We start from the raw sequence: 25,930 nt of genomic DNA, 5'->3' as shown, positions 1-25,930 counted from the left end.
TTCAATTTTTCATAAACAAAAATACAACTCTATTTACAATATAATTAATCAACAACAATAGGAATTATTAATACTGTTATCATCAAATATTTTTAACTTTTAGAAGTTATTATTTTAAGATAAAACATCTATAATATCAGTCTTTAAACGAGTTTTGAGGATTGAATATGGCTGTTTCAAGGAATTAAATATCTTTACGTGTTCTGATTATACAGTTCAAAATGAAAAAACGTCTTACCTTATTTATACTCACAATTTCAATGACATGCTTTGCCCAGCAAAAATACCAAAGTTTACTTTGGAAAATTACTGGTAATGGTCTAGAAAAACCATCATATCTCTACGGAACCATGCATGTGAGTAAAAAAGTGGCCTTTCGTTTAGATGATGTATTCTACAAAGCTTTAAACGAAAGTGATTGCATTGCCTTAGAATCTGACCCTATGACATGGCCAGGTTTTAATTACAATATGATGCTAAATGAAATGGGGAGATATAATAATTACAGGAACGAATTCTACACTAACCTTTTTAAACTAACGCACCCTGAAGAAATGGCTGTAAGGGCTTCTGTTAGAATGGATAATGGAGCTGTTAATGCATACTTATACAGAAAAAACAATGCTGCCGATAATTTTGAAGAAGAAACCTACTTAGACATGTTCATTTATCAAGCAGGAAAGAAAAACGGTAAGGACATATACGGATTAGAAGATTTAGCAGAGTCTCGTTATTTAACCACAAAAGCTGCTTATAATGCTACCAAAAAGGATTTAGACCCTTGGATTCAGAAACTGTATGCTAAAGAAAATCCATATCTAATTCAAGAAAACTTGTATCGTGACAGAAACCTTGATTTGTTAGATTCTATTGGCGCTGGAGTAAATACTAAGTTTTACAGAGAGAACATGCTGTTTATTCGCAATGAAAACATGGTAAATGCTTTGATAGAATTAATGCCCAATAAATCAGTATTTGCTGGTGTAGGGGCGGCACATTTACCAGGTAACCAAGGTATGATTAACATGCTAAGAGACAGAGGCTATACTGTGAAGGCCTTGACCTCCGAACAAACCGATTACAGTAAAAACGAAAAAACAAAGTTCGATAGCCTTTTTGTAGCACCAACACTAAAAATGCATAATACTCCTGATGGTTTTTTAGGCTTAAACACTTATGATAAACTCAGAGAATTCTCTTATGGTGGTCAAAAATATTACCTAGACCCAGATATGACTAATGGTGCTTATTTAACGGTTAACAGAATTAGTCGTTTTACCTATTTACCAAACGAAAAAGAAAATATTACTTTAAAAGAAATCGATGATTTACTATATGAGGATATCCCAGGAGATATTGTAAGTAAGAAAGAATTGACGCGTCCATATCCAGGATTAAGTATAATTAATAAAACCAAAAAGGGAGAATTTCAGAAGTACCATATTTATCAGACACCTTTAGAAATTATTATCATAAAATTTGCTGGTCGTAGTGATTTTGTATTACAACACGAAGAAAAAATATTTAACTCAATAACCCTTAAAACCCCTTCGGATAGTAGCATTTTATTTGTATCGCCGAACAAAAAGTTTCAGGTTAATTTTCCTAAATATTACACCACCAGCAACTTGCATAACAGTGGTAAAAAACTACTAGAAGGTTATCAAAATAATGCCTACTATTTTGTACAGGAAGCAGCACTTCATGATTTAACATATATCGAAGAAGACCGTTTTGAAGCTAAATACTTTCACCATGCGCTTTATAAAGCCTATAAGCTTAAAGAGAAGGAAGGAAGATTTAAGGCTGGTGTATACAAAAATTATGAATCTTATGCAGTTTTAGATTCGGCTTTGGGTAAAAATCTTCACCTAAAAACTATAATAAAAGACGGAAGCTATTACCTTTTAGGTTATGTTGGCACTAACGAGACTAAGAAATCTAATTTCTTTAAGTCCTTTAAATTTAACACAACCGATTATACAGGTTTTGAAAAAGTTACAGACACTTCATTACATTTTTCAGTACTGACCAATGCCAAAGCTCCAATACCAAACCCTTATGGTTATGGTAGCTACAACAATAAGGATGCTAAGGATTACGAAGAGAAAACAAAATCTACGACTTACTCTACAAAGGCCAATGAGCAGATAGTGGTTTCTAGAATGAAGTTTCATGATTTACAGATGTATCATAATGTAGATAGTTTATGGAAAGACATTGAGCGAAAAGTAAATTACAGCTCGCGTTATTACACGCCAGAAAATAAGTTTAACATCTCTAATCGCACTAAGTCAAAGAAGGATGATATTTATTATTATAGCTTCACCTATACAGATTCAAATAGTACTAAACAGGTGATGGTAAAAAATGTTTTGAGAAAAGGTGTGCTTTTTGAATTGAAGACCTTAATCGATTCTATTAGTGGACCATCAAAATTTGTAACTGAATTCTACAACACTTTTACACCTATTGATACCCTAATGGGCAAAAGTGTTCTCAACGATAAGACCGAGCAATTCTTTGATGCCTTAAAACAAAACGACAGTATCGTTTTAGAGTCTTATAATCTTATAAAGTTTAAAAAACACAACAGTAAGGATATTGTAGCTGTTTTAAAGGATTTTGAGTTTAAGAAAGAACGTTTAAACATTAAATCGCACCTTGTTGAAAAACTTATTGAAATTGATCTGGAAAGTAACCTGGTGTTTATTAAGCAATTGTATTTTGATAGTTATTCTGACCCACAAATACAAAGTTCGATCTTAGAAGGTTTGTTTGATTCTAACAAAAAAGAGAATTACGACCTTGCTATGGATTTAATGGAGCGCGATTTACCATTAGGAGCTGTCGGTAGTATTTTTTATAATTATTACATCAAAGATTCTTTAGAATTAAAAGCTACTTTATATCCTAAAATCCTTCAATACAGTACCATTAGTGAGTATAAACAACCGCTTTACGATTTATTGGCTAAGGTAAAAGACAGTGGGTATATAAAAATTAAAACCTACAGTAAGTACAAAAACCAACTGATAAACGATGGTAAAATAGAAGTGAAACGAAGTCTAAGTAATGATAATTATGGTTACAGATCGTATTCCGATGACTTAGTGACTTATGTAAATCTTATTTTTCCTTATAGAAAAGAACGAAGTGCTAAAGATTTTTTTGAAAAAATGCTAAATGTAGAGGATAAATCGGCATTGGTAAGATACTATGTGTTGCTTACCAAAAATAAGGAAGCTATTCCAAGTGCACTTAAAGAAAAATTAGTTGAAGACGAAGACAATCAATACTATCTTCTTGAAGCCTTAGAACATGCTAAACTACTGAAAACCATAAAATCACTTAACGTTAGTCAACAACAGTATGCGAAATCCAAGTTACTATCTCAAGCCAATTACGAAAAAGAAAAAGACTCAATTAAATTTCTAATGAAACGTGATTTTAAAACAGATAAAGGTAAAGATGCTGTGATGTATTTCTTTAAAATTGACAAGAATGATGAATACTCTGGCAAATCCGAAATACTACATTATATTGCTTTTATAAAACCAAAAGACCCTAAACAATTGGTTGTAGATTTTTACAATATATCTGAAAACTATGGGACAACTGTAGATGAAACCAAAACCTTAGAAGAGCAATACGAAGAGATTATCAATTTATCCATTTACAAAGACCGAAAGCGCGTCACTCCGAGTGCTCGTGGTAGTTATAATGGCTATTATGATTATTAATTTTTTATGATGATGCTTGTGTATACTTCTTAGGCGTAGTCCCAAATTTCTTTTTAAAAGCTGCTATAAAATGACTAGAAGTACTATAACCCACTTTTAACCCAACTTCATTGACATTATAATCACCAGACTCAAGTAGTTTGCGTGCCACTTCCATTTTATAATCAAATAAAAAACCATACACCGTATCTCCATAGATCTGTTTAAAACCTTCTTTTAGTTTTTTAAGGCTTAAATCTACACTTTGTGATAATTCTTTTAGACTTGGCGGCTCAGCCATATTAACAATAATAATATCTTTAGCTTTTTTAAGCTTTGCTACATTGACTTCATCTACTAAAAACGGACATTGCTCTATGTCTGCATCTTCGCTACGATTAAAGTACAAGCTCAATAATTCATATACTTTGCCTTTAAAATATAAAGGCTTAATTGAGTTATTAAGATTAAAACTTATTAATTGATTTAAGACCACAGCCATAGACGGATTGATTTTACCATCTGTATAATACTTTTTATCCTTATTGTCTTCAGACAGGAATGTTACATAATTGGCATCCTGAGAAAACAAGCCATGAAACTTTTTAATAGAAATAACAAAGGACACCAACCAAGATTGTGGTTTAAGCTCTAAATGGATAGGTAGATCGCGTTGCGGATTATAAAGTAATAAAGACATATCCTCTAAAATATTCAATGTATAGTTTCCTTGATTAAAGACAAAATCAGCAGCACCTTTAGTACAGAAATGAAACTGAATGTAACTGCTATCAATCTCGCGTTCAAGAATTTGAATAGTAGTATTGTCGTTCTTAGATGTTAACACAAAAAAACCATCCTCAATAAAAGTTTCATCGAAAGTACCTCTAGCGACACTTTTTGAAGTCGTTTTTCTTAAATTCATTTTCTTCTTATTTAGATTCGTTCTAAACAAAAGGTCAAAAAACCCTTGATTTTACTGTAAAAGTATGATAAAAATCATATTTCATTAAAAAACAAAGTAAAAAACCCAGAAACGACACTTTAAGTTCTTCTAGCGTTACTTTTATATAGGTAACAAAATTATTTTTGTTCCACTATTTGAAATTAATTTTCAGGAAAAAACAATATCGAGTTGTTATATAAGCAAATGCAACAACACAAGAGTACATATTTTTATGCCATTGGCCTTAGCTATAAAAAAGCTGACGCTGAAGTACGTGGTCATTTTAGTTTAAGTGATACTGCAAAACAAAACGTATTAGCGCAAGCTAAAGCAAATGGTATTGAAAGTGTTTTAGTAATTTCTACCTGTAACAGAACCGAGCTTTATGGCTTTGCCGAACATCCTTATCAGTTAATTCATTTACTTTGCGAAAACACCAAAGGTACTGTAGAGGAGTTTCAAAATGTCGCTTATGTCTATAAAAACAAAGAGGCCATAAACCATATGTTTCGCGTGGGCTCTGGTTTAGACAGTCAAATTCTTGGAGACTTCGAAATTATCAGCCAACTTAAATTTGGAGCTCGAGCATCAAAAAAAGAAGGTCTACTAAACTCTTTCTCAGAAAGGTTAATTAATGCTGTTATACAAGCTAGTAAGCGTATTAAAACTGAAACCGAATTATCTTCTGGTGCAACATCTGTATCTTTTGCTTCTGTTCAATACATTATGAATAATGTTCAGAATATTTCAGAAAAAAATATTCTACTTTTTGGTACTGGTAAAATAGGGCGTAATACTTGTGAAAATTTAGTAAAGCATACTCAGAATTCGCACATCACCTTAATCAATAGAACAAAAACCAAGGCAGAGGAAGTTGCTGGTAAGTTTAATCTCATTGTAAAAGATTATGAAAACTTAGAACAAGAGATTAACGGTTCTGATATCGTCATTGTTGCAACTGGAGCACAAAATCCAACGGTTTATAAATCTTTAATCTCAACAGAAAAACCCTTACTGGTTTTAGATTTATCGATTCCCAAAAATGTAAATGAAAATATTAGTGAATTGTCTAATACTACATTAGTGCATTTAGATGATTTGGCTAAGATTACGGATGACACTCTAGAAAATCGAAAAGCATATATTCCTGCAGCAGAGGAAATTATTGAAGATATTATGTCAGAATTTAATGCCTGGTTAGACACACTTAAATTTGTCCCTACAATTCAGGCCATTAAGCACAAGCTTACCGATTATAAAAACTCTGAATTAAGTACCCAACGTAAAAAACTAGTTGATTTCAATGAAGATCAAGCTGAGTTGATTACCAATAATATTATTCAGAAAATCACTAACCAATTTGCCCATCACTTAAGAGAAGATGGCAATTCTGCAGATGAGAGCATAGAACTCATCAAAAAAATATTTCAGTTAGAAACTACCGATAATGTCTAAAATTATTCGCATTGGCACACGCGATAGCCAGCTCGCTATGTGGCAAGCAAAAACGGTTCAAGCCCAACTTGAACATTTAGGTCATAAAACTATTCTGGTTCCTGTAAAATCAACTGGAGATTTAGTTCTCGATAAGCCTTTATATGAATTAGGGATTACAGGAATTTTTACCAAGACTCTAGATATTGCAATGCTTAATGAAGATATTGACATTGCAGTACATTCACTTAAAGATGTGCCAACCATTTTGCCTAAAGGCATTGTCCAAGCTGCTGTTTTAAAGCGTGGTAACGTAAACGATACGCTTGTTTTTAAAAAGAATGAAGAGTTTTTGTCTGCAAGAAATGCGGTCATAGCTACTGGCAGTTTACGAAGACGTGCGCAATGGCTAAATCGCTATCCAACGCATACAGTTGTTGGACTACGTGGCAATGTTAACTCTAGGCTTCAAAAATTAGAAGACAACGAGGATTGGAATGCTGCTATTTTTGCTGGCGCAGGAATAGGTCGTTTAAACCTCACCCCAGAAAATTCAATAAATCTACATTGGATGATTCCTGCTCCCGCACAAGGCGCTATTATGATTACAGCTTTAGAAAGTGATGAGAAAGTTAGAGCTATTTGCGCAGAGATTAACCATGAAGAGACAGAAATAAGCACTTCAATAGAACGCGAATTTTTAAACAGACTCGAAGGAGGTTGTACCGCTCCAATTGGTGCATTAGCTTATATTAAAAATGAAGAGGTTAACTTTAAAGGGATTCTTTTAAGTAAAGATGGCACCAAAAAGATTGAAGTTTCTAAGGTTGTACCTTTAGGTAAACATGAAGGTCTGGCGGAGTTCTGCGCAGATTATATTATTGGCAAAGGTGGTAAAACCTTGATTGATCAGTTACAACGTAGTGATAAAACAACCAATATTTATTCCACTAAAAAATTAACCGACGATCAGTTATTATTTTTTCATAATGATGTCGTAGCTGAAAGTAATGATGCTATAAAAATTAGTTTGAATCGTATTCCTAAAACTGTAATCAGAAACGAGATCCAGAACGTTATCATTACTAGTAAAAATACAGTTGAGGCCTTATTAACTAATTTCTCAGCTCCAGAATTGCAATTCAAAAATATTTATTGTGTTGGTAGACGCACCAAACGTATGGTAGAAAAGCGCATAGGTAAAGTTACTCACACAGAAGCTAATGCCAAAAAACTTGCGGACTACTTAGTTGAATATATGGATGGAACAGAAGTCACCTATTTCTGTAGCGATTTACGATTAGATGATTTACCAAATACATTAGCTTTAAATAATATCACACTAAACGAAATTGAAGCTTACCAAACTAAGTTTGATGCGGATAAAGTAGATAGTAATTTAGATGGTGTTATGTTTTACAGCCCATCAACAGTTGAAAGTTTTTTAAAACAAAACAAAGCTAACGGCATAGCTTTTTGTATTGGAGAAACTACTGCTAAGGCAGCTAAAAACTATTTTGAAGACGTTCGTATTGCTAAAGTCCCAACCGTTGAAAGTGTTATTGAATTAGTAAACGAACATTATATTCCTGCGTAGGCAGGAATCTTTTGAATTGAAACTTAAATAAGTTTTAAAAGAAAGAATTAAAAATATGGAGAACAAAAACAAAGAGATACCTGCTTCCAAAGGTATTCGCAACGATTTATTCTTAAGAGCATTAAAAGGCGAAACTGTAGATCGTCCTCCCGTATGGATGATGCGTCAGGCTGGTCGATATCTTCCTGAGTTTATGGAAATAAAGGCCAAGTACGATTTTTTTACACGTTGTCAAACACCTGAGTTAGCAAGTGAAATTACAGTACAACCAATACGTCGTTATGGTATGGATGCCGCTATATTATTCTCTGATATATTGGTAATTCCGCAAGCCATGAACATTGAGGTACAAATGAAACCAAATTTTGGGCCTTACTTACCAAATCCTGTACGCTCTCAAAAAGATGTTGATAATGTTATTGTCCCTGATGTAAAGGATGCTCTAAACTATGTATACGAAGCGATAAAGGCTACTAAAGAAAAACTTAATAACGAAATTCCGCTTATCGGTTTTGCGGGCTCACCATGGACCATTTTATGTTATTGTGTACAAGGTCAAGGCTCTAAGAACTTTGATAAAGCCAAAGAGTTTTGCTTTACTAATCCCATTGCTGCACATCAGCTATTACAGAAAATTACTGATACCACAATTGCTTATTTAAAAGAAAAAGTAAAAGCAGGTTGTAATGCTGTACAAGTTTTTGATTCTTGGGGAGGCATGTTATCTCCTGTAGATTATCAGGAATTTTCCTGGCAATATATTCAACAAATTATCGATGCTTTAAAAGACGATGCTCCAGTCATTGCTTTTGGTAAAGGTTGTTGGTTTGCTTTAGGTGAAATGGCTAAATCTGGTGCTTCTGCACTTGGTATAGATTGGACTTGCTCCGCTCGTAATGCGCGCTATTTAACTGGCGGCAACATAACCTTGCAAGGTAATTTTGATCCGACACGTTTATTCTCACCACCATCAGAAATTAAGAAAATGGTACATCAGATGATTAATGCGTTCGGAAAAGATAAATACATTGTAAATTTAGGTCATGGTATTTTACCTAATATTGGTTTAGATAATGCTAAGGCATTTATAGATGCTGTTAAAGAATATAAGAGTCCATCTTAATTTTCTTATAGAGAATAAACCATTATCTTTAGTTGGTGTAACAAGATATATACATGAGCGTCTTGTTTAGTGACAGGTTTATATATTCTTAAAAAGGATATTGTAAGCTCTTGATAATAAAGTTAAATTAAAAAGATTTCAGCATTCGCAGAAAATATTATGATTAAAAATATATTTAGAGGACTTCAGGTTTACACAGGTGCCTATGGTTTAATTTCAAAATTGAAATTATGGAAGTACTTTGTTATTCCTGTTATTATAAGTGTAGTCGTCTTTATAATGATTTTTGTTTCGGCTTACGGTCTATCAGATAATCTTGGTCAATGGATTGCAAGTATTTGGGTTTGGGAATTTGGTAAAGCTAGATTTACAGCAATTTCTACTTTTGTTGGAGGCATTGTGATTTTCGCGATAGGGCTTATATTATATAAGCATATCATCATGGCGTTGTCTTCACCGTTTATGAGTCCTGTTTCAGAGAAAATTGAAGCTTATTTTACAGGTAAACCTGCAAAAAACTATGTCAATACAAATTTTTCTAAGCAACTTATTCGTGGTATCAGAATTGGCATGCGAAATTTGTTTAAAGAATTAACACTTACCATACCTATTCTACTTCTTAAGCTTATACCAGTTGTTAATATATTCTCAACCGTATTACTCTTCTTAGTACAAGCTTACTATGCTGGTTTTGCTAATATGGATTACACTCTCGAACGTCATTTTAAGTATAGAGACAGTGTTGCTTTTATTAGAAAAAACAGAGGCTTAGCAATTGGAAATGGCATTGGGTTTTTGTTATTGTTACTTATTCCTGTTGTTGGAGTGATATTAGTATTACCACTAAGTGTAACCTCAGCTTCGGTTATTGCAGTAGATTTATTATTTGATGACGATGAAGAAATAGGTTTTGAACCTTTTGACAAAATAGATTTGAACTAATGATTGTATTTGATGGTTTCGAAATTAATCCCGTTCATAATGGTGATGCATGGAAAATTTGCGATTTATGTGTGGCAAATGCAGATCGGTTTAAACGCTATTTTCCAAAAACTTTAGAGCAGAATTTAAATCCTACACTTTCTCAATTATTTGTAAAAAAGAAAGTGAAACATTTTGAAAATAAAGAAGAATTCTTATTTACATTAAAGCAATCTGAGACTAGAGTATTAGTTGGTCTTATCTATATCAAAGAACTCAATTGGGATACAAAACAAGGAGAATTTGCCTATTGTATTGACTATAACTTTAAAGGGCAAGGTTTAATGACCAAAGCCATAAGAGAATTGTCCAATTACGCCTTTGAAAGTTTAGGTCTCAAAACACTTCAAATTATTGTACATAAAGACAATCTTGGAAGTGTAAAAGTAGCTACAGGTAATAATTTTGAATGGCAAAAAACAAATGAAAAAGGATTTACACCTCCAGGTGAACAATCATTAGATATGGAGGTATATGAATTTTATAAAGCATAAGATTTGAAAGATAAATTTTTCAATTATATACACCAACTTCAAGACACCATCACTTTTAAATTAGAAGGTATAGATGGTAAAGCAAAGTTTAAAGAAGATATTTGGAAACGCCCTGAAGGAGGTGGTGGCAGAACTCGTGTTATTGAAAACGGAAATGTATTCGAAAAAGGCGGTGTTAATATATCTGGTGTCCATGGTAAGTTACCAGAAAGCATGCAAAAGTACTTCGGTGTAGAAGACGCTGATTTCTTTGCCTGTGGACTAAGCTTAGTGTTGCACCCTAAAAATCCAATGGTACCTACAGTACATGCCAATTGGCGTTATTTTGAAATGTATGATCAAGATGGCAATATTGTTGACCAGTGGTTTGGTGGTGGACAAGATTTAACACCGTACTATCTGTTTGATGAAGACGCCAAGCATTTTCACCAAATCTGTAAAACAGCCTGTGATAAACATAACTCAGAATTCTACCCAAAATACAAAGCCAGATGCGATGCGTACTTTTATAATTCTCATAGAAATGAAGCGCGTGGTTTGGGTGGTTTATTCTTTGATTATTGTAAAAAGACCGAAGAGATGAGCATGCAAAATTGGTATGACTTTGTCACTGAAGTTGGAAATAGTTTTATAGAAGCCTATGTGCCGATTGTTGAAAAACGAAAAGATTTATCATACACTCAAGAACAACGCAACTGGCAAGAAATTCGTCGTGGTCGTTATGTAGAGTTTAACTTGGTGCATGATAAAGGGACTTTATTTGGATTGAAGACCAATGGAAGAATTGAAAGTATCCTTATTAGCCTACCTCCACATGTACAATGGGTATATGACCACCACCCAGAAGAAGGAAGTGAAGAAGAACGATTGCTTAAAGTATTACAAAAACCAAAAAACTGGATATAGTTATGTTCCCGATTAGAAGAAATAGACGTCTTAGAACCAACGAAGCTATTAGAAGCTTAGTCCGTGAAACCATCATCTCTCCTAACGATTTTTTAGTACCACTTTTTGTAGTAGAAGGGAATGGTATTAAGGAAGAAATTGCTTCTATGCCAAACTACTATCGTTATAGTTTAGACTTACTTAAAGAAGAAGTTAAAACACTTTGGAGCTTAGGTTTAAAATCGGTTTTACTTTTTGTGAAAGTCGATGATGCCTTAAAAGACAACAAAGGCATTGAGGCTTTAAATCCAGATGGATTAATGCAACGTGCTATAAAAACAGTTAAAGACGTTTGCCCAGATATGTTGGTGATGACTGATGTCGCTTTAGACCCTTTCTCTTCTTATGGGCACGATGGTATTGTTGAAGGAGGAAAAATTATCAATGATGCTACGGTTGAAGTATTAGCAGAAATGAGTATTTCTCATGCCGAAGCAGGTGCAGACTTTGTAGCTCCAAGTGATATGATGGATGGTCGCATTCTTGGTATTAGAGAAGGCTTAGACCAATCTAACTTTTTAGATGTTGGTATTATGAGTTATTCTGCAAAATATGCTTCTGCATTTTATGGCCCTTTTAGAGACGCTCTAGATTCTGCACCTGTAGATATGGTTAATGTGCCAAAAGACAAAAAGACCTATCAAATGGATTTTGCTAATAGAGATGAAGCGATTAGAGAAACGGAAATGGATATTAATGAAGGGGCTGACATCGTTATGGTAAAACCCGGATTGAGCTATTTAGATATTGTCCGCGATATTAGAAATAGTTTTGAAATCCCAATTGCAGTTTATCAAGTTTCTGGTGAGTATGCTATGCTTAAGGCTGCTGCTGAAAAAGGTTGGTTAGACCATGATGCGGTAATGTTAGAGCAAATCACATCTATTAAACGTGCTGGTGCTGATATTATAGCCTCATATTTTGCTAAGGATGTGGTAAAGTTAATATCATAATAGCTATCTTTTGGAGGTATGATGAGAAAAAGCATCCCTCATATTGCATTTCAAGCTACCGAAAAGACAAGCTTTGGTTTTGATATAGTTCCTCTTGATTATATCAGGCAACAAAAAGGTTTTGATCATAATCCTGAGCAACCTCATCAGTTAAAATTCTATAATCTCATATTTTTTACCGAAGGAAAAGGCAGACACTTCATTGATTTTAATTGGTATCCCATACAAGAGAACACTTTAATTTATTTAACCAAAGACCAGGTAAATGCTTTTGATTTTTCTACTGATTTTAAAGGCTATTGTATGCTGTTTACTGAAGATTATTTTATAGATAGCTTTTCTCATCTGCCAAAAGATTTCGTGTTTCGATTATTTAATCCGCAATTATTTTCGCCCATTCTTCAGGTTCCAAGGCAATCTGATTTTAATAGCTATTTCAGTTTATTGCTAACTGAATTTGCAAATCGAGCGGCTTTTAATCAAAAAACAATCTTAGAATCCCTTTTCGTTATTCTAGTTTCTAAAGCAGAATATTACAAGCAGCATCAAACATTTCATATTAAAAATTCTTCTCAAATTCAATTGTTTCAAAAGTTTACTAAGCTTCTAGAAGATAGTTTTCATAACACCAGAAGTGCAAATTTTTATGCTTCTGAACTAGGAATTACCTATAAGCATCTTAATACAATTTCAAACGAATTAGTTAACAAAACTGCCAAAACTGTCATTGACGACTATGTTATTCTTCAGGCTAAACGTAACCTTATCAATTCTTCTATAAAGAGCACACAACTCGCTTATAAACTCGGTTTTGAAGATCCGACTAATTTCACCAAGTATTTTAAGAAAAATACGGGTTTAACCCCAAAATCATTTAAAAACAGTATTAAATAAAACAATAGGTTCGATTTTAACCATTTTTATTCTGATTTTCATCTTTTATGCAGGCTTTATTTGTTTCAAATTTGCACCAAACAAACACTAACACATGAAACGAATCACAACAATTATTGCTTTAGCTGTGTTAATAACAGCGTGTAATTCAAAGAAAAAAGAAACAGAAGACACACAAACAGAACCTATGGAAACAACAACAGAATTATCAAACAAAGAAAAAGCTGCGGCTTTATTGGTAAGCTTAGAAACTGGTGACCAAACACCAATTTCTTATATTAATCCTGATAAATATATTCAACATAATCTTGCCGTTGGTGATGGTTTAGCAGGATTTGGAGAAGTTATGAAACACGCACCAGAAGATGGTTTTAAAGCTAAGGTAGTTCGTTCATTTGAAGACGGTGACTATACTTTCTCACACACTATTTATGATTTTTTTGGTCCAAAAATAGGCTTTGATATTTTTAGATTCGAAAATGGAAAAATCGTTGAGCATTGGGACAATTTAGCTGAGTTAACACCAGCAAACCCAAGTGGACATTCGCAAACCGATGGAGAAACAGCAATAAACGATTTAGATAAAACGGAAGCAAACAAAGTAATAGTCGAGGATTTCTTAAACACTGTTTTAGTTAATGGTGGTTTTGATAAAATGAGTAACTATTTTGATGGAGATAATTACATTCAGCATAACTCTATGATTGGTGATGGTTTATCGGGTTTAGGTAAAGCTTTAGAAGAGATGGCTAAAAATGGTGTAACTATGGTTTATGACAAAGTCCACAAAGCCCTTGGCGAAGGTAATTTTGTATTAGCTGTAAGTGAAGGTAAATTTGCTGGAGCGCATACGTCATTCTATGACCTGTTTAGAATTGAAAATGGTAAAATAGCTGAACATTGGGATATTATTGAAACCATATTACCTGAAACTGAGCACAAAAACACCAATGGTAAATTTAATTTCTAAGACTATGAAAAAGTTAGTTTTAATACTACTGGCGATAGTAGCAACAGGATGTAATCAAAATTCAGAAACTACGGAGTCTTATGTGATAGAAGTTACGACCTTTAAATACAAAGCTTCTGTAAATGCTGGTGATTTTTGGAAAGAAGATGCCAAGATTAAAGATATCTACACGAGCAAACAGCCTGGTTATATAAGCAGGGAAAGTGGTTATTCTAAGGGAACCAATGAAGTTGTCGTTGTAGTAAAATGGAAAACCATGGCAGATGCTGAAGCTTCTATGAATAAGTTTATGAGTGATACTTCAGTAGTAACATATGTTAATATGATTGCTGCTCCAACCATGAAAATGGAACGGTATGCCGTGAAGTAGATATGTACTAGAGCAAAGGCCTAATTAATAGCAAAACAGCTTGAGTAAGAACTCAAGCTGTTTTATTTCTTTAAAAAATTATTCAAAAAGTTTAATATTTTTTGTGCTTCCTCCAATATTATAGCTCAAACCAACTGTTGAAATTACATTACCATCAGATTCTGTATTAACATTAAAATCTTCACCAAAAGTATAAGTTATTAGAATATTATCAGCTAGCTTATACTCAATATTTAAAACAGCTTTAAGATCATCTTTTGATTCTAAATTGCCTGAGTTATCCATCAATTCCAAGTACTGAAATCGTTTAATAAATTCACCCGAAAAAGAAAGTTTGTCTTTTTCAAAGACCAATTTTGCTCCGACATCAAAATTATCTGATTCTACATTGTCTATAATTTCATTTTTTATAAATCTCAAAACCCCTAAAAATTCAAACTTTTCGCTTTCTGTCCTGTATGAAGGTGTCAGCCAAAAACCCCATTTTGGCAAACTAGAATTATCAAATTTGTTATTATTAAAATCTAGCGTTAAAGCCGTAGCAAATTCTAAGAAAAAACCTTTGTAGTTGTTATTGTTAATATCTACTAAATCTTCTACCGCTTTTGCTTTAGATTGGATGTCACTCTTCTTTTTAGTTAATACCTGAGCCACTAAAGTGCCATTAATATAAGTTTGTAATTTGGATTGAGTATCTAAAGGGGAGTTTATGTTATACTTTTTTAAAGGAGCTACAATATCTTTATCAACAGTTTGTCTAATACGTTCCTTAACTGTAGAATTTAGTCCCTTAGAATTAAACAACTTTTCAATTTCGGAAGGGATATCTTCTAGAAATTTATCAAAATCTTTATATCCAGGGTCAAATGCTAAAGTTTGAATTACATTGATGGCACTTACCATCGTCAAACGAACTTCCTTTAACGCTAATAAAGCCTGTTGGAGCTTTTCTTTGTTTTTATTTGATGGTGATCCTGAGAGAATAAGTGTTCTGTACCCAATACCTAAACGAGTACCAGAACTAACCATATCGTCTTCAATTTGATTTTCAATATCCATAGTTGCAATTGAGATTGAGGAGTTCCTAGCTATATTGGTCCAAACTGAATTGAGGCTGGGATCTAGTAATTTATCAAAAGTTAAATTTTTATGGTTAAATAGCCAGTAAGGTGAAAATTCCAATGCAAGGTTTTGAGGAATTGAAAACCCATTTTCATCAGAAAAATTATCAAACAAATTTGCTTTGAATGCATCAAAAGTTGTTGGCCTCGCAATTTCTGTAGGCTGAACCCCTAAAATTGTAAACGCAGGTGATGATGGTGCTTTTAACTCTGTTAAATCAAGATCTTGCCCATTTGAATAATTAAAGAATAGCAGAATATTTAATATTAATAGTCTTAGTCTCATAACTTAAATAAATTTAATAAATGTTGTATAATAAATAGCAGAATTGTCTTCCTCTACATCCTCATTATATGTTTCCACTTCTTTACCATTGATATAATAAGAAACACTTGTTTTATTGGTATCCGGATTGGTATCAGTAACCAATGAACCTATTAGAATAAAAGTTCCTACTAACTTTGCCCCTGTGCCTATCTTTACGTTTATTATACTTCCAGTGTGATATTGCCCTTCAACGTCTCTAAAGCTGGAATCACCATCTTGCCCATTTCCAAAAGTAATCGTTAAGTAGTATGCTTCACCCGATGTGACATCGAACTCAGTTTCATTTACAATATTTTTCATGCTTTCTTAGTTTTAATTATTATTTAATACTTTAATATTTATAATACTTTTTACACTATCCAGGTCTCTCTTGTAATCCATAAATTTTGGGATTCTTATAGGCTTACTAGTCTTAGCTTTACCATTTAAATCAAGGTATTTAACTTCAATAGTTTTTCCTTCAAGTAATTTTGCTTCTATTGTAGCTTTTTGATCTTTCTTGTTGGTTGTAATATAAAATTTCTGGTCTTTCTTAAACTCTTTGAAAATATCGTCAGCTATTTTTAGTGAATCCTTCTTTCTTTCCTTTTTAGCATCATTGTCTAACTTATTTTTTTCAAATTCTTTAACCTCTTTGTTTAAATAAAATGTAGTAATGGAGCCACCCATTAAAACTGCAAAAGTTGCTATACCTATCATTCTTTTTGCATTTAAGATATCTTTCTTTAAGCTGGTAATTAGTCTATTGTGCGTGTTATTAATCTTTATGGGGCTTCTCATATCTAAAGAATCGAGAGGAATTTCCTGCCCAACAGAGATTTTAAATATCGCCCAGTATACTAGAATAAGCGGTAAGAAAAAACCAACATAAATATACGTGTTTTCTGACTTAAATAATGCTGTCAAAGTCAACCCATAAGCTGTGTAAACCCCCAATAATATGTTTAAATATGTATTGTAGTTGTTTAAATGCCTATTGAGATTAGTAAATGTCTGATTAACTAGTTCTTGTCCTTTTTCTAGCCAAAACTGGTCAAAATCAAATTTTTTCGGCTCACTCATTTTAACTCTTTTTTAAATAAACTCTTTGGGTATTCTTGCCACAAGGACAGTTAACCACTATATAGTCGTTAATAATATCTTCTGATTCAACTTCTTCACCTCTAGCGAAAGCCTTGATTTTTATTTCGGACACTGGTCTGGTAACTGCAGTATAGATGGGTGAAATGATAACACTAAACTCTTTTTGACAAGAATCATCTTCGCAAGTAATCTTCTGTAATTTGTACGCAATAGTATTAGCTCCCATAATCTAAATATTAAATTATGCTACTAAATTAGGTCTAAAGGGAAGGGATGTAAATACCCAATAACAGGTATATTATCCTTAAAGTTACAAAATAATTGGTTATTAACATAAGTAGGTTTAAATTTTCTGAAGCCATATAGATATTGAAATTTCTTCATTTATTAAGGTTAATGCTAGGTTAACCTAACTCATTTTCTTTTTTCTCTTAACTCTTCACTCTAGATTTGTACCATCATCAATCATTAAAATCATTTAATCATGAGAACGTTAAACAACAATCAAATCACAGAAAGAGATCAAAGAACTAAGTCGTATAACTGGAATACCAAAAGACGTTTTAGATAATGATTTCAACATTTTAAACAGAGTTTATAGTATCATCAATCAAAAAAATCAATCAATCTTAAAACTATAAACTCTGTTTTATTTTTAACTTACGGTATTGTATGAAAAGAAAAATCAACCACTTAATAATTGCTTCTGCTTTAGGCTTAATAGCACTTTCTATAATTCAAGGCTATTTAATCAATAACACCTATGAGCTAAAGAAAAAAGCCTTCATAGCTGAGACTAAAACTTCAATAGCTAAGATAGATGATTTTTCTCCTGCACTAGATTCATTATCCGATTTTTGGCAAGAACACTTTATAAATAAGCTTATAGATTACAAGTTTAATTTAATAGAAAAAGAGGAGGTTATTATAAATTTAGAAAATGTAATAGACTCAATAAACGACACTTATATCGCTGAATATCAAAAAGAGTTACTTAAAAGTAATATCCCTTATGGTATTAAGTACCGCAAAAAAGTTACCACAATAATACTTCAGGATTCAACAAAAAACGATACGCTTTTTAATATCAATACAACACCCAAAAAAATTGCATTAGGTAACTTTATAGCCGAAGATAATAGCATAGGGATTAGCACAACTAGCTGGCAAACCGACCATTCATCGAGTAGAGTTATTAATGGTAAAAATGCAGAAGTTACATTCTACTTAACGTTTCAAACAGAAGATGAGATGGATATCGCTGGCTGGAAAAAAATTGTATTTAAGCAAATGCTTGGGCTTTTACTATTATCCTTACTCATATTTACTACAGTTATCGGATTACTCTACTACGCTATTAAAAGTTTAATTAAACAAAAGAAAATTGCAGATATTAAAACCGACTTTGTCAATAATATTACACACGAGCTTAAAACCCCTTTAGCCACCTTAACTTTAGCTACCAAAATGCTGAAGAATAATAACGTAAAACAACAACCTCAACTTATCGATAATACTGTAAATACTATAGAGCGTCAAAATAAACGGTTGCAAAAACTTATTGATCAGGTCTTAAGTAATAGCTTAGGCTATCAAGAAATTCATCTCAATAAAGAGTCTGTAAATATCAAAGATTATATCAACACGGTTTTAGACGACTTTATGCTATCAGTAAAATCTAAAAATGTCACGCTAAGCAGAAATTTTTCAATATTAAATAAAACTATCCATCTCGATAAATTTTATGTAACCACAGCGCTTTTAAACATTCTGGAAAACGCTGTAAAATACTCCGAAGATGATAGTGTTATTGATTGTACAATTGAAAGTAATTCAGAATTAAAAATTTCTATTAAAGATGATGGTCGTGGTATTTCTGACAAAGACAAAAAGTACGTGTTTGATAAATTTTTTAGAGCAGGACATAAAGAAATCCACAATGTAAAAGGGCTTGGACTTGGTTTATATTATACCAATCAAATCATTAAGGCCCATAATGGAAACATAACTGTAAAAAGTAAAGAAGGAAAGGGTACAACACTTATTTTAAACATTCCATTTCATTAAAAATCAATTATTATGAAGCACATTTTACTGGCAGAAGATGATTTAGATTTTGGAAACATCCTAAAGCAATATTTAGAAATATCAGGCTATATCATAACTTGGGCTAAAGATGGTAAAGAAGCTTTAGAATTATTTAAAAAAGACATTTACAACATTTGCGTTTTCGATGTGATGATGCCAAAAATGGATGGCTTCACTTTAGCAGAAAACATTGTAGATATTAACCCTGAAACGCCTTTTATATTTTTAACAGCACGCAAACTCAAAGAAGATAAAATTAAAGGTCTAAAACTTGGTGCAGATGACTACATCATTAAACCTTTTGAAGCTGATGAGCTCGTACTTAGGCTTAACAATATTTTAAAACGTACAGAAAAAGTATCAACACAATTACAAAAAACTGAAATTATAAAAATCAGTAACTACAGTCTTGATACCAAAAGATTAGAACTGACCTGTGATGATTACAAAAAGCAACTCACCCAAAAAGAAGGAGAACTTATACTGTTTTTATACCATCATAAAAACCAGCTATTAAAACGCGAAGACATCTTAAAGGCCGTTTGGGAAAATGACGATTTCTTTTCGGGCAGAAGTATGGATGTTTTTATAAGCAGGCTACGCAAATATTTTAAACTAGATTCTTCAATATCCATAGAGAGTATTAGAAATGTTGGCTTAGAATTTAAGATAAGTTAATGATAGGTCATGAGTGCAGTTTAAACCTTTTACTATGTCTAACCAGAAAGTCTTTCGACTGGGTTAAAATGAAATTCAAGTTAATGCTTGGTTAATGCTAGGTTAACGTCTGGCATTTTCTTTTTTACGTCGTTTTTGTCATCTACATTTGTTTCATAATCAATTAAAAACGAATAATCATGAATTTCAAAAAATCAAAAAAAGTAGAAAGAAGCATCAGAATAGTAGATGCAAAAAGAATTACTTGTTTAATGCTTATTACAACACTATTTTTAACATTAGGACTTAATGCACAAACAACACCTGAACCACCAGAACCACCTTCAATTTCAACCTCTAGCTCTAGTTCAACATCATCGTATTCTATTGAAGTCGATACCGACAACGACCAGCACAATAGCTCAGTTTCTATTTCAATCTCTGATGATAGTTATAAGTTTAGGGCTAGCTACCACAAATCTAAAAACGAAGGTGTAAAAACAATGTTGTTAGACCAATTAGGAAAAGGAAATCTTAGTATAAAAGGAAATACATACTTATGGTCAGATAGCCAAAATGGAGATGCAGTTTTTGAATGTAAATTAACCAAAGGGCATCTAAGAATATATGTGGATACCGAAGCAGCATCAAAAGGCTTTACCGAAAAAATCAATAAACTCGGTCAAGATTTAAAGTACTTTATCTCAGGTGCTGATGCTAAAAAAGAAACTGAAAAGGCCGAAGCTAGAGCTAAACGCGAACTAGAGCGTGCAGAACGTGAATTAGAAAAAGCAAAACGTGAAGTTGAGCACGCAACCAGAGAAGCTAAACGTGCTGCTAAAAAGAACTAAGCAAATCAATCAGAACTAAAAAAAGCCTTAACTTAAATAGCTAAGGCTTTTTTATGTTTTAATCTTTACCAAAAGGATTACCTGATAGCTTTTTTAATTCTTCTTGAGTAATTAAATCTCCTTCCATAGGCTCTTTTATTTCTGCAACCCCCTTGTGGTTTAGTTCAACGCTTTGAGCAATATAACTGAATTTATTATCGTAAAATTCTAAAATTAGGCCTGGTAGACCATTTATATTTCTAGGTCCATGTTTTACGGGTATATCCTTTGTAAACCATGCTATTCTTTTTTCGTTAGAACTATCTACAGCTTTTATACATAAATAACCATTAATTTTCTTTTCCTCTTCTGTAATCATCCAATCAATATCTTGAGCAATTAAACGTTTCTTTTTACCAATTAAATCAAATGTACTGATGTTGTAATCTCGACTCCAGTCTGTATAAAAATAACGTTCTCCACCAGCTCGTATCCAGGTAAAATTAATTCCTGTTGGAGTAATTGAAATAGCACCATCATTATTTTCGAACATGGGTGCATCTTTATCCTGAACATAATAACTAGCAACACTGTCATTAAAAATTAAATAGGCTTCGACAGGTTGTGCTTCGTTAAGTATATTTAAAGCTTTATTTTTTGCTTCAGAATTATCAGGGTTTTCATAGGGAGCTTCTAGCTCTGTTTTATCTAAGGAGACCAAATATGTTACTTTACCTTTTGTTTGTGACCACAGATGTAATGACACAAACATTATAATGAATAGAAGTGATTTTTTCATGTTATAATTTATGAATTTTATTTCAACATTGTTTTAACTATTCATTTTGTAACTTTGTGATAACTAAACTTCAATACATTAATGGGCTTACTCATTTTTTACGCCATAATTTCTATTTTCTTTTCATTTTTATGTTCTATTCTCGAGGCCGTTTTACTCAGTATTACGCCTACATTTATCAATGTAAAAAAGAAAGAAGGTAAAGCTTACGCTGATGATTTAGAAGAATTAAAAAAGGATGTTGACCGTCCTTTAATTGCTATTCTTACGTTAAACACCATTGCACATACCGTTGGTGCTATCTTGGTTGGTGTACAGGCCAAAGTCGCTTATGCAGAACTTTATGGAACCACTAAACGCAGTATTCTTGGTATGGAATTTACCGAAGATTTAATGGTTGGTGTAGTTTCTACGATTATGACGATCTTAATATTAGTAGCTTCAGAAATTATCCCTAAAACCATAGGTGCTACCTTTTGGAAACAGTTGGCCAACTTTACAGCAAAAGCCCTAAAGGTATTGATATTTCCATTAAAGTGGACAGGCATTTTGTGGTTACTTCAACTCACAACAAAATTAATTGGAGGTAAAGGTCATGGGAGTGTATTGAGTCGCGAAGGTTTTGTAGCGATGACCGAAATTGCTCATGAAGAAGGCGTATTTGAAGAAAATGAAAGCAAAGTCATCAAAAACCTGTTAACCTTTAAAGAAGTACAAGCCAAAGATATTATGACTCCTCGCACAGTGATGAAAACTGAAAATGAGACGATGAATATCGAAACTTTTTTTGCGGCAAACCAAAATATTCGTTTTTCTCGCATTCCTGTTTATACTGATGATACAGATAATATAACAGGTCTGGTTCTAAAAGATGAAGTCTTTAAAGAAATGGCTCTTGGTAATGGCTCTAAATTACTTTTAGATATTAAACGAAATATTATTATTGTTAATCGCAGTATACCTATTCCAAAACTGTTTGAACAGTTGGTAGAAAGCCGTAATCATATGGCTTTAGTTGTTGACGAATATGGTTCTGTCAGTGGCTTAGTTACTATGGAAGATGTTATTGAAACGCTTCTTGGACTAGAAATTATGGATGAAAGCGATAATGTATCTGACCTGCAAATGTTGGCCAGAAAAAGTTGGGAAAGCAGAGCCAAACGTTTGGGGCTAATAGAAAACGATAATCCCGAAAACTAATGTTAACCTGTTATATTGAAACACCTCTTGGTCAAGCAAAAATTGTTGGAAACAATGATGGTATTGCTTCTGTTTCAATATTAGACAAACAACATCAATTATCTGAAGTTATTCCAGAACCTCTTTTAGATTGTGTAACACAGCTTAAGGCCTATTTTAAAAACGAGCGTAAATCTTTCGACTTAAAATTAAATCCCGAAGGCACTGTATTTCAGAAGAAAGTATGGAAACAACTCGAAACCATTCCTTATGGTAAAACCATCTCTTACTTAGACTTATCAAAGCAATTAGGTGATGTAAAAGCGATTAGGGCTGCAGCTAGTGCCAATGGTAAAAATCCTCTTTGGATTATTGTGCCTTGCCATCGTGTTATAGGTAGCGACGGTAGTTTAACAGGTTATGCTGGTGGCCTACATAGAAAACAATGGTTGCTCAATCACGAGAGTGAATACAAACAACAAACCCTATTTTAATGTACAAATTGGGTACAGAATTATTAAAGCGTTTCTTTAGCGTTTCAGCGCTATACAAGTATGGTTTTAACTGGTCACCGATGTACCGAAGAACCACAGCCAGAATCATTGAAGTTAGTGACGATTTACATTATGTGAAAATACGATTGAAACTCAATTGGAAAAACAGAAACTATGCAGGCTCTATTTTTGGAGGCAGTATGTTAGCCGCTACAGACCCTATATATATGATTCAATTGATTCAGATTCTTGGTGAGGATTATGTGGTTTGGGATAAAGCTGTTGAAGCACGTTATAAAAAACCTGCAAGATCAACCACCTATGGCGAATTTATATTTACAAAAGAAGACATTGAAGCTATAAAACAGAACGTTGCCGAACATCATGAAACTGATATTATAAAGACAATGAGTCTCATTGATGAAAAACAGAATATAATTGCTACTTTTAATAAAACACTTTATATCGCAAACAAGCGTTTTTATAAAGAAAAGCTTAAAAAACGTAGAACAAAGAACTAATAAATTACCTTAATGAAATTCCTTAAAAAATTATTTAAATTTTTAATCATCTTTTTTGGTTTAGTAATCGCCATCCTATACATCACAGATACAGACTATTTAATCAAAGCTGTAAGAACTATATACATGAAAGGTCATACTACTGCCTTTTTAGAAGATTATAAAGAGTTTGATGTAAAACCTATCGAAGCGAGTAATAACCCACAACCTTGGCCAAATCATAAAGCTCATAATTCTGTAAAACCAACTGAAACTTTAGCTAATGCCAATAAGGATTGGGGAACAATTGCTTACATGATTATAAAAAATGATAGTATTTGGTTTGAAGAATATTACGATGGTTTTGGTGAAGATTCTAAATCTAATTCGTTTTCAATGGCCAAAAGCTATGTCTCTGGGTTAATGTTTATGGCAATTCAAGATGGTTTTATAAAGAATTTAAACCAACCTGTATGCGATTTTTTACCTGCATTTTGCGAAGATAAAGCCGCAAATATGACCGTAGGTGATTTATCCTCAATGGCATCTGGCACAAATTGGGATGAAGCTTATTATTCGCCTTTATCTATAACTACACGCGCTTATTTTGATGATGATTTAGCCAAAGTAATGAATGGCTTAAAAATGGAAACTGAACCAGGCCAAGTGTTTAAATATGCAAGTGGAGATACCCAAATGTTAGCCATGGTTATTGAAAAAGCTACTGGTAAAAAGCTGTATGACTATTTTGAACAAAGTCTATGGAAGCCGTTAGGCTCAGAAAACTCAACATTGTGGCAAGTTGATAGTGAGGATCATGATCTGGTAAAAGCATATTGTTGTATAGCGAGTAATGCTAAGGATTTTGCACGTTATGGAAAGTTATTTAAAGATCATGGGAAATGGAATGGGAAACAAATCATAGATTCTAGCTATGTTGCAATGTCCGTAAAACCACGTTTCGACGAAAGTCCGGAATATGGATATGGTTGGTGGCTACATACACAATTAGATAAAAACTTTTTTATGATGCGCGGGCATTTGGGACAATATGTAATTGTACAACCAGAAGATAATGTCATTATAGTAAGGCTTGGTCATCAAAAATCACCAAATTTAGCTAGTGATGATATTTACACTTTCGATATCAGTTTGTATATTGATGAGGCATATGAAATGTTGAGTGAGTAAATATTAAAATGGTCAAGTCAATTACAAATAAAAGTACTTTATATATACTCATAGGTGGATTTTCTTTGTTTCTATTTATAGAAACTGCTTACTTTACTGGATTAGTTTTAAAAGACTTTCTAATGTTTATTAATCAGAAACCATTACTAATTTTTGTGCTAAATGAACTAATCCAAATTATTTCTTTTACATTATTAGTCGTTTTAGGGTTGCGGTTTATATCAAAAAAAGAGCTCGTAATTAAGCAGCTTAAATCTATCCCCATAGTAATTATTATTCTATGCATAGTAATTCAGGCTTTACAAATCTTATACAGAGGCTTTATTAATTTTGAAGAAAACAGCCTTGAAAATCTTGAAAACTACATCAGTTATTTAAACAAAAATTACGTTTTATATGTGATTACGTCTATATTAAATTACTTTCAGTATGTGATTTTTGCATTAGTTTTATTTAATTATAAAGGTGAAAATGATTAGCAAACTCAACCTAGAAAACATATTATTCTTAGATATAGAAACAGTTCCTGAAACTGAAACCTTCTCTGATTTAGATACTACCAAACAAGAGCTTTGGAGTGCTAAATCCAGATACCAACGTAAAGAAGAGTTTACCGCTGAAGAATTTTATGATAGAGCAGGCATTTGGGCCGAATTTGGTAAAATTATCTGTATATCTGTTGGTTATTTTAAAATGGAAGGAGATCTCAGGAATTTTAGAGTGACATCATTTTATGGAGAAGAGATTACGATTTTAAAGGACTTCAAAAATCTGGTGATATCACATTTTAGCTCTAACAAGCATTTACTTTGCGCACATAATGGTAAGGAATTTGATTTTCCATACATCGCAAGACGTATGATTATCCATAATATAGAATTACCATATAAGCTCAATCTTTTTGGTAAAAAACCATGGGAAGTACCTCATCTCGATACCTTAGAATTATGGAAATTTGGCGATTATAAAACGTATACGTCACTTAAACTACTAACTAATGTTTTAGGTATTCCCTCTCCAAAGGATGATATCGATGGTAGTGAAGTTTATCGTGTATATTATGAAGATCATGATATAGATCGCATCATCACATATTGCGAAAAAGATACCATAGCGGTTGCACAGGTATTGCTGCGATTACGAGGAGAAGAGTTACTCCACGATAATGAAATAAAGCATATATAAAAAACCCGGAAGTCAATAGCTTCCGGGTTTAATAATAATTAAGTCA

General features: G+C 32.7%; 25 protein-coding genes. 19 read left to right on the top strand and 6 right to left on the bottom strand.

Annotated elements, in window-relative coordinates; translation table 11 throughout:
• Positions 1 to 221: 221 nt before the first annotated feature.
• Complete coding sequence (locus Q0912_RS03695) at positions 222 to 3,743, top strand: TraB/GumN family protein (RefSeq protein WP_299112184.1); 3,522 nt, start codon at positions 222 to 224, stop codon at positions 3,741 to 3,743.
• Positions 3,744 to 3,747: 4 nt separating this feature from the next.
• Here the strand turns inward: Q0912_RS03695 and Q0912_RS03690 are convergent, their stop codons facing one another.
• On the bottom strand, positions 3,748 to 4,647 hold the full coding sequence (locus Q0912_RS03690) for an AraC family transcriptional regulator (RefSeq protein WP_299112182.1): 900 nt from the start codon (positions 4,645 to 4,647) through the stop codon (positions 3,748 to 3,750).
• A gap of 225 nt (positions 4,648 to 4,872) precedes the next feature.
• Between Q0912_RS03690 and hemA the strand changes: the two genes are divergently transcribed.
• The 10 genes from hemA to Q0912_RS03640 all read left to right on the top strand — a co-directional run bounded on the left by hemA (position 4,873) and on the right by Q0912_RS03640 (position 14,429).
• A complete protein-coding gene (gene hemA, locus Q0912_RS03685) occupies positions 4,873 to 6,123 on the top strand; it encodes a glutamyl-tRNA reductase (protein WP_299112179.1) in 1,251 nt (416 codons plus the stop codon).
• Positions 6,116 to 7,699, top strand: a complete 1,584-nt coding sequence (hemC, locus tag Q0912_RS03680) for a hydroxymethylbilane synthase (protein WP_299112176.1) — start codon at positions 6,116 to 6,118, stop codon at positions 7,697 to 7,699. Before hemA ends, hemC begins: the two co-directional genes overlap by 8 nt.
• A gap of 55 nt (positions 7,700 to 7,754) precedes the next feature.
• Positions 7,755 to 8,822, top strand: a complete 1,068-nt coding sequence (hemE, locus tag Q0912_RS03675; protein ID WP_299112173.1) for a uroporphyrinogen decarboxylase — start codon at positions 7,755 to 7,757, stop codon at positions 8,820 to 8,822.
• A 159-nt stretch (positions 8,823 to 8,981) separates the two neighbouring features.
• Positions 8,982 to 9,764 carry an EI24 domain-containing protein gene (locus Q0912_RS03670; RefSeq protein WP_299112170.1) on the top strand — a complete coding sequence of 261 codons (783 nt, stop codon included), beginning with the start codon at positions 8,982 to 8,984 and terminating at the stop codon, positions 9,762 to 9,764.
• Complete coding sequence (locus Q0912_RS03665) at positions 9,764 to 10,297, top strand: GNAT family protein (protein WP_299112167.1); 534 nt, start codon at positions 9,764 to 9,766, stop codon at positions 10,295 to 10,297. Before Q0912_RS03670 ends, Q0912_RS03665 begins: the two co-directional genes overlap by 1 nt.
• A 3-nt stretch (positions 10,298 to 10,300) precedes the next feature.
• A complete protein-coding gene (gene hemF, locus Q0912_RS03660) occupies positions 10,301 to 11,203 on the top strand; it encodes an oxygen-dependent coproporphyrinogen oxidase (protein WP_299112166.1) in 903 nt (300 codons plus the stop codon).
• Positions 11,204 to 11,205: 2 nt separating this feature from the next.
• Positions 11,206 to 12,195: a porphobilinogen synthase gene (gene hemB / locus Q0912_RS03655; protein WP_299112165.1), complete on the top strand. Its 990-nt coding sequence runs from the start codon at positions 11,206 to 11,208 to the stop codon at positions 12,193 to 12,195.
• An 18-nt stretch (positions 12,196 to 12,213) separates the two neighbouring features.
• Complete coding sequence (locus Q0912_RS03650; RefSeq protein WP_299112164.1) at positions 12,214 to 13,089, top strand: helix-turn-helix transcriptional regulator; 876 nt, start codon at positions 12,214 to 12,216, stop codon at positions 13,087 to 13,089.
• Between the two features lie 94 nt (positions 13,090 to 13,183).
• Positions 13,184 to 14,059 (top strand): nuclear transport factor 2 family protein, encoded by an 876-nt coding sequence (locus Q0912_RS03645; protein WP_299112163.1) that lies wholly within the window; start codon positions 13,184 to 13,186, stop codon positions 14,057 to 14,059.
• A 4-nt stretch (positions 14,060 to 14,063) separates the two neighbouring features.
• Positions 14,064 to 14,429 carry a hypothetical protein gene (locus Q0912_RS03640; protein ID WP_299112161.1) on the top strand — a complete coding sequence of 122 codons (366 nt, stop codon included), beginning with the start codon at positions 14,064 to 14,066 and terminating at the stop codon, positions 14,427 to 14,429.
• Between the two features lie 78 nt (positions 14,430 to 14,507).
• Here Q0912_RS03640 and Q0912_RS03635 read toward each other — a convergent pair whose 3' ends face one another.
• Genes Q0912_RS03635 through Q0912_RS03620 form a run of 4 tightly spaced genes read right to left on the bottom strand, consistent with a single transcriptional unit; the run spans position 14,508 to position 17,187 of the window.
• Positions 14,508 to 15,836: a hypothetical protein gene (locus Q0912_RS03635; protein WP_299112159.1), complete on the bottom strand. Its 1,329-nt coding sequence runs from the start codon at positions 15,834 to 15,836 to the stop codon at positions 14,508 to 14,510.
• Between the two features lie 3 nt (positions 15,837 to 15,839).
• Entirely contained in the window at positions 15,840 to 16,178 is a 339-nt protein-coding gene (locus tag Q0912_RS03630; protein ID WP_299112157.1) for a hypothetical protein, read from the bottom strand.
• A 12-nt stretch (positions 16,179 to 16,190) separates the two neighbouring features.
• On the bottom strand, positions 16,191 to 16,940 hold the full coding sequence (locus Q0912_RS03625; protein ID WP_299112155.1) for a hypothetical protein: 750 nt from the start codon (positions 16,938 to 16,940) through the stop codon (positions 16,191 to 16,193).
• Between the two features lies 1 nt (position 16,941).
• The gene (locus Q0912_RS03620; RefSeq protein WP_299112153.1) at positions 16,942 to 17,187 is read right to left on the bottom strand and encodes a hypothetical protein; all 246 of its coding nucleotides are present in this window, start codon (positions 17,185 to 17,187) and stop codon (positions 16,942 to 16,944) included.
• A 446-nt stretch (positions 17,188 to 17,633) separates the two neighbouring features.
• Here Q0912_RS03620 and Q0912_RS03615 point away from each other — a divergent pair, with 446 nt between their 5' ends.
• The 3 genes from Q0912_RS03615 (at position 17,634) to Q0912_RS03605 (ending at position 20,557) form a co-directional block, all read left to right on the top strand.
• Entirely contained in the window at positions 17,634 to 19,028 is a 1,395-nt protein-coding gene (locus tag Q0912_RS03615; protein WP_299112152.1) for a HAMP domain-containing sensor histidine kinase, read from the top strand.
• Positions 19,029 to 19,040: 12 nt separating this feature from the next.
• A complete protein-coding gene (locus Q0912_RS03610; protein ID WP_299112150.1) occupies positions 19,041 to 19,727 on the top strand; it encodes a response regulator transcription factor in 687 nt (228 codons plus the stop codon).
• A gap of 179 nt (positions 19,728 to 19,906) precedes the next feature.
• Positions 19,907 to 20,557 carry a hypothetical protein gene (locus Q0912_RS03605; protein ID WP_299112148.1) on the top strand — a complete coding sequence of 217 codons (651 nt, stop codon included), beginning with the start codon at positions 19,907 to 19,909 and terminating at the stop codon, positions 20,555 to 20,557.
• A 58-nt stretch (positions 20,558 to 20,615) separates the two neighbouring features.
• On the opposite strand, the gene Q0912_RS03600 is transcribed toward Q0912_RS03605, so the two are convergent.
• Entirely contained in the window at positions 20,616 to 21,335 is a 720-nt protein-coding gene (locus tag Q0912_RS03600; protein ID WP_299112146.1) for a GLPGLI family protein, read from the bottom strand.
• Positions 21,336 to 21,416: 81 nt separating this feature from the next.
• On the opposite strand from Q0912_RS03600, the gene Q0912_RS03595 reads away from it, so the two are divergent.
• From Q0912_RS03595 to Q0912_RS03575, 5 genes are all read left to right on the top strand, one after another.
• Positions 21,417 to 22,535: a hemolysin family protein gene (locus Q0912_RS03595; RefSeq protein ID WP_299112144.1), complete on the top strand. Its 1,119-nt coding sequence runs from the start codon at positions 21,417 to 21,419 to the stop codon at positions 22,533 to 22,535.
• On the top strand, positions 22,535 to 23,008 hold the full coding sequence (locus Q0912_RS03590) for a methylated-DNA--[protein]-cysteine S-methyltransferase (protein WP_299112143.1): 474 nt from the start codon (positions 22,535 to 22,537) through the stop codon (positions 23,006 to 23,008). Before Q0912_RS03595 ends, Q0912_RS03590 begins: the two co-directional genes overlap by 1 nt.
• Positions 23,008 to 23,529, top strand: a complete 522-nt coding sequence (locus Q0912_RS03585; RefSeq protein WP_299112140.1) for a DUF4442 domain-containing protein — start codon at positions 23,008 to 23,010, stop codon at positions 23,527 to 23,529. Before Q0912_RS03590 ends, Q0912_RS03585 begins: the two co-directional genes overlap by 1 nt.
• A 12-nt stretch (positions 23,530 to 23,541) precedes the next feature.
• Complete coding sequence (locus Q0912_RS03580) at positions 23,542 to 24,699, top strand: serine hydrolase (protein ID WP_299112139.1); 1,158 nt, start codon at positions 23,542 to 23,544, stop codon at positions 24,697 to 24,699.
• Positions 24,700 to 25,170: 471 nt separating this feature from the next.
• Entirely contained in the window at positions 25,171 to 25,884 is a 714-nt protein-coding gene (locus tag Q0912_RS03575) for a 3'-5' exonuclease (RefSeq protein WP_299112138.1), read from the top strand.
• Positions 25,885 to 25,930: the final 46 nt, after the last annotated feature.

The organism is uncultured Winogradskyella sp. (assembly GCF_947498345.1).
Classification (GTDB): Bacteria; Bacteroidota; Bacteroidia; order Flavobacteriales; family Flavobacteriaceae; genus Winogradskyella.
This window is presented reverse-complemented; position numbering and strand designations above follow the sequence as displayed.

What these genes read in the sequence shown, in the direction of transcription:
- Q0912_RS03695 (WP_299112184.1), top strand. Translation starts at nt 222, where the DNA reads ATGAAAAAACGTCTTACCTTATTTATACTCACAATTTCAATGACATGC.
- Q0912_RS03690 (WP_299112182.1), bottom strand. Translation starts at nt 4,647, where the DNA reads ATGAATTTAAGAAAAACGACTTCAAAAAGTGTCGCTAGAGGTACTTTC.
- hemA (WP_299112179.1), top strand. Translation starts at nt 4,873, where the DNA reads ATGCAACAACACAAGAGTACATATTTTTATGCCATTGGCCTTAGCTAT.
- hemC (WP_299112176.1), top strand. Translation starts at nt 6,116, where the DNA reads ATGTCTAAAATTATTCGCATTGGCACACGCGATAGCCAGCTCGCTATG.
- hemE (WP_299112173.1), top strand. Translation starts at nt 7,755, where the DNA reads ATGGAGAACAAAAACAAAGAGATACCTGCTTCCAAAGGTATTCGCAAC.
- Q0912_RS03670 (WP_299112170.1), top strand. Translation starts at nt 8,982, where the DNA reads ATGATTAAAAATATATTTAGAGGACTTCAGGTTTACACAGGTGCCTAT.
- Q0912_RS03665 (WP_299112167.1), top strand. Translation starts at nt 9,764, where the DNA reads ATGATTGTATTTGATGGTTTCGAAATTAATCCCGTTCATAATGGTGAT.
- hemB (WP_299112165.1), top strand. Translation starts at nt 11,206, where the DNA reads ATGTTCCCGATTAGAAGAAATAGACGTCTTAGAACCAACGAAGCTATT.
- Q0912_RS03650 (WP_299112164.1), top strand. Translation starts at nt 12,214, where the DNA reads ATGATGAGAAAAAGCATCCCTCATATTGCATTTCAAGCTACCGAAAAG.
- Q0912_RS03645 (WP_299112163.1), top strand. Translation starts at nt 13,184, where the DNA reads ATGAAACGAATCACAACAATTATTGCTTTAGCTGTGTTAATAACAGCG.
- Q0912_RS03640 (WP_299112161.1), top strand. Translation starts at nt 14,064, where the DNA reads ATGAAAAAGTTAGTTTTAATACTACTGGCGATAGTAGCAACAGGATGT.
- Q0912_RS03635 (WP_299112159.1), bottom strand. Translation starts at nt 15,836, where the DNA reads ATGAGACTAAGACTATTAATATTAAATATTCTGCTATTCTTTAATTAT.
- Q0912_RS03630 (WP_299112157.1), bottom strand. Translation starts at nt 16,178, where the DNA reads ATGAAAAATATTGTAAATGAAACTGAGTTCGATGTCACATCGGGTGAA.
- Q0912_RS03625 (WP_299112155.1), bottom strand. Translation starts at nt 16,940, where the DNA reads ATGAGTGAGCCGAAAAAATTTGATTTTGACCAGTTTTGGCTAGAAAAA.
- Q0912_RS03620 (WP_299112153.1), bottom strand. Translation starts at nt 17,187, where the DNA reads ATGGGAGCTAATACTATTGCGTACAAATTACAGAAGATTACTTGCGAA.
- Q0912_RS03615 (WP_299112152.1), top strand. Translation starts at nt 17,634, where the DNA reads ATGAAAAGAAAAATCAACCACTTAATAATTGCTTCTGCTTTAGGCTTA.
- Q0912_RS03610 (WP_299112150.1), top strand. Translation starts at nt 19,041, where the DNA reads ATGAAGCACATTTTACTGGCAGAAGATGATTTAGATTTTGGAAACATC.
- Q0912_RS03605 (WP_299112148.1), top strand. Translation starts at nt 19,907, where the DNA reads ATGAATTTCAAAAAATCAAAAAAAGTAGAAAGAAGCATCAGAATAGTA.
- Q0912_RS03600 (WP_299112146.1), bottom strand. Translation starts at nt 21,335, where the DNA reads ATGAAAAAATCACTTCTATTCATTATAATGTTTGTGTCATTACATCTG.
- Q0912_RS03595 (WP_299112144.1), top strand. Translation starts at nt 21,417, where the DNA reads ATGGGCTTACTCATTTTTTACGCCATAATTTCTATTTTCTTTTCATTT.
- Q0912_RS03590 (WP_299112143.1), top strand. Translation starts at nt 22,535, where the DNA reads ATGTTAACCTGTTATATTGAAACACCTCTTGGTCAAGCAAAAATTGTT.
- Q0912_RS03585 (WP_299112140.1), top strand. Translation starts at nt 23,008, where the DNA reads ATGTACAAATTGGGTACAGAATTATTAAAGCGTTTCTTTAGCGTTTCA.
- Q0912_RS03580 (WP_299112139.1), top strand. Translation starts at nt 23,542, where the DNA reads ATGAAATTCCTTAAAAAATTATTTAAATTTTTAATCATCTTTTTTGGT.
- Q0912_RS03575 (WP_299112138.1), top strand. Translation starts at nt 25,171, where the DNA reads ATGATTAGCAAACTCAACCTAGAAAACATATTATTCTTAGATATAGAA.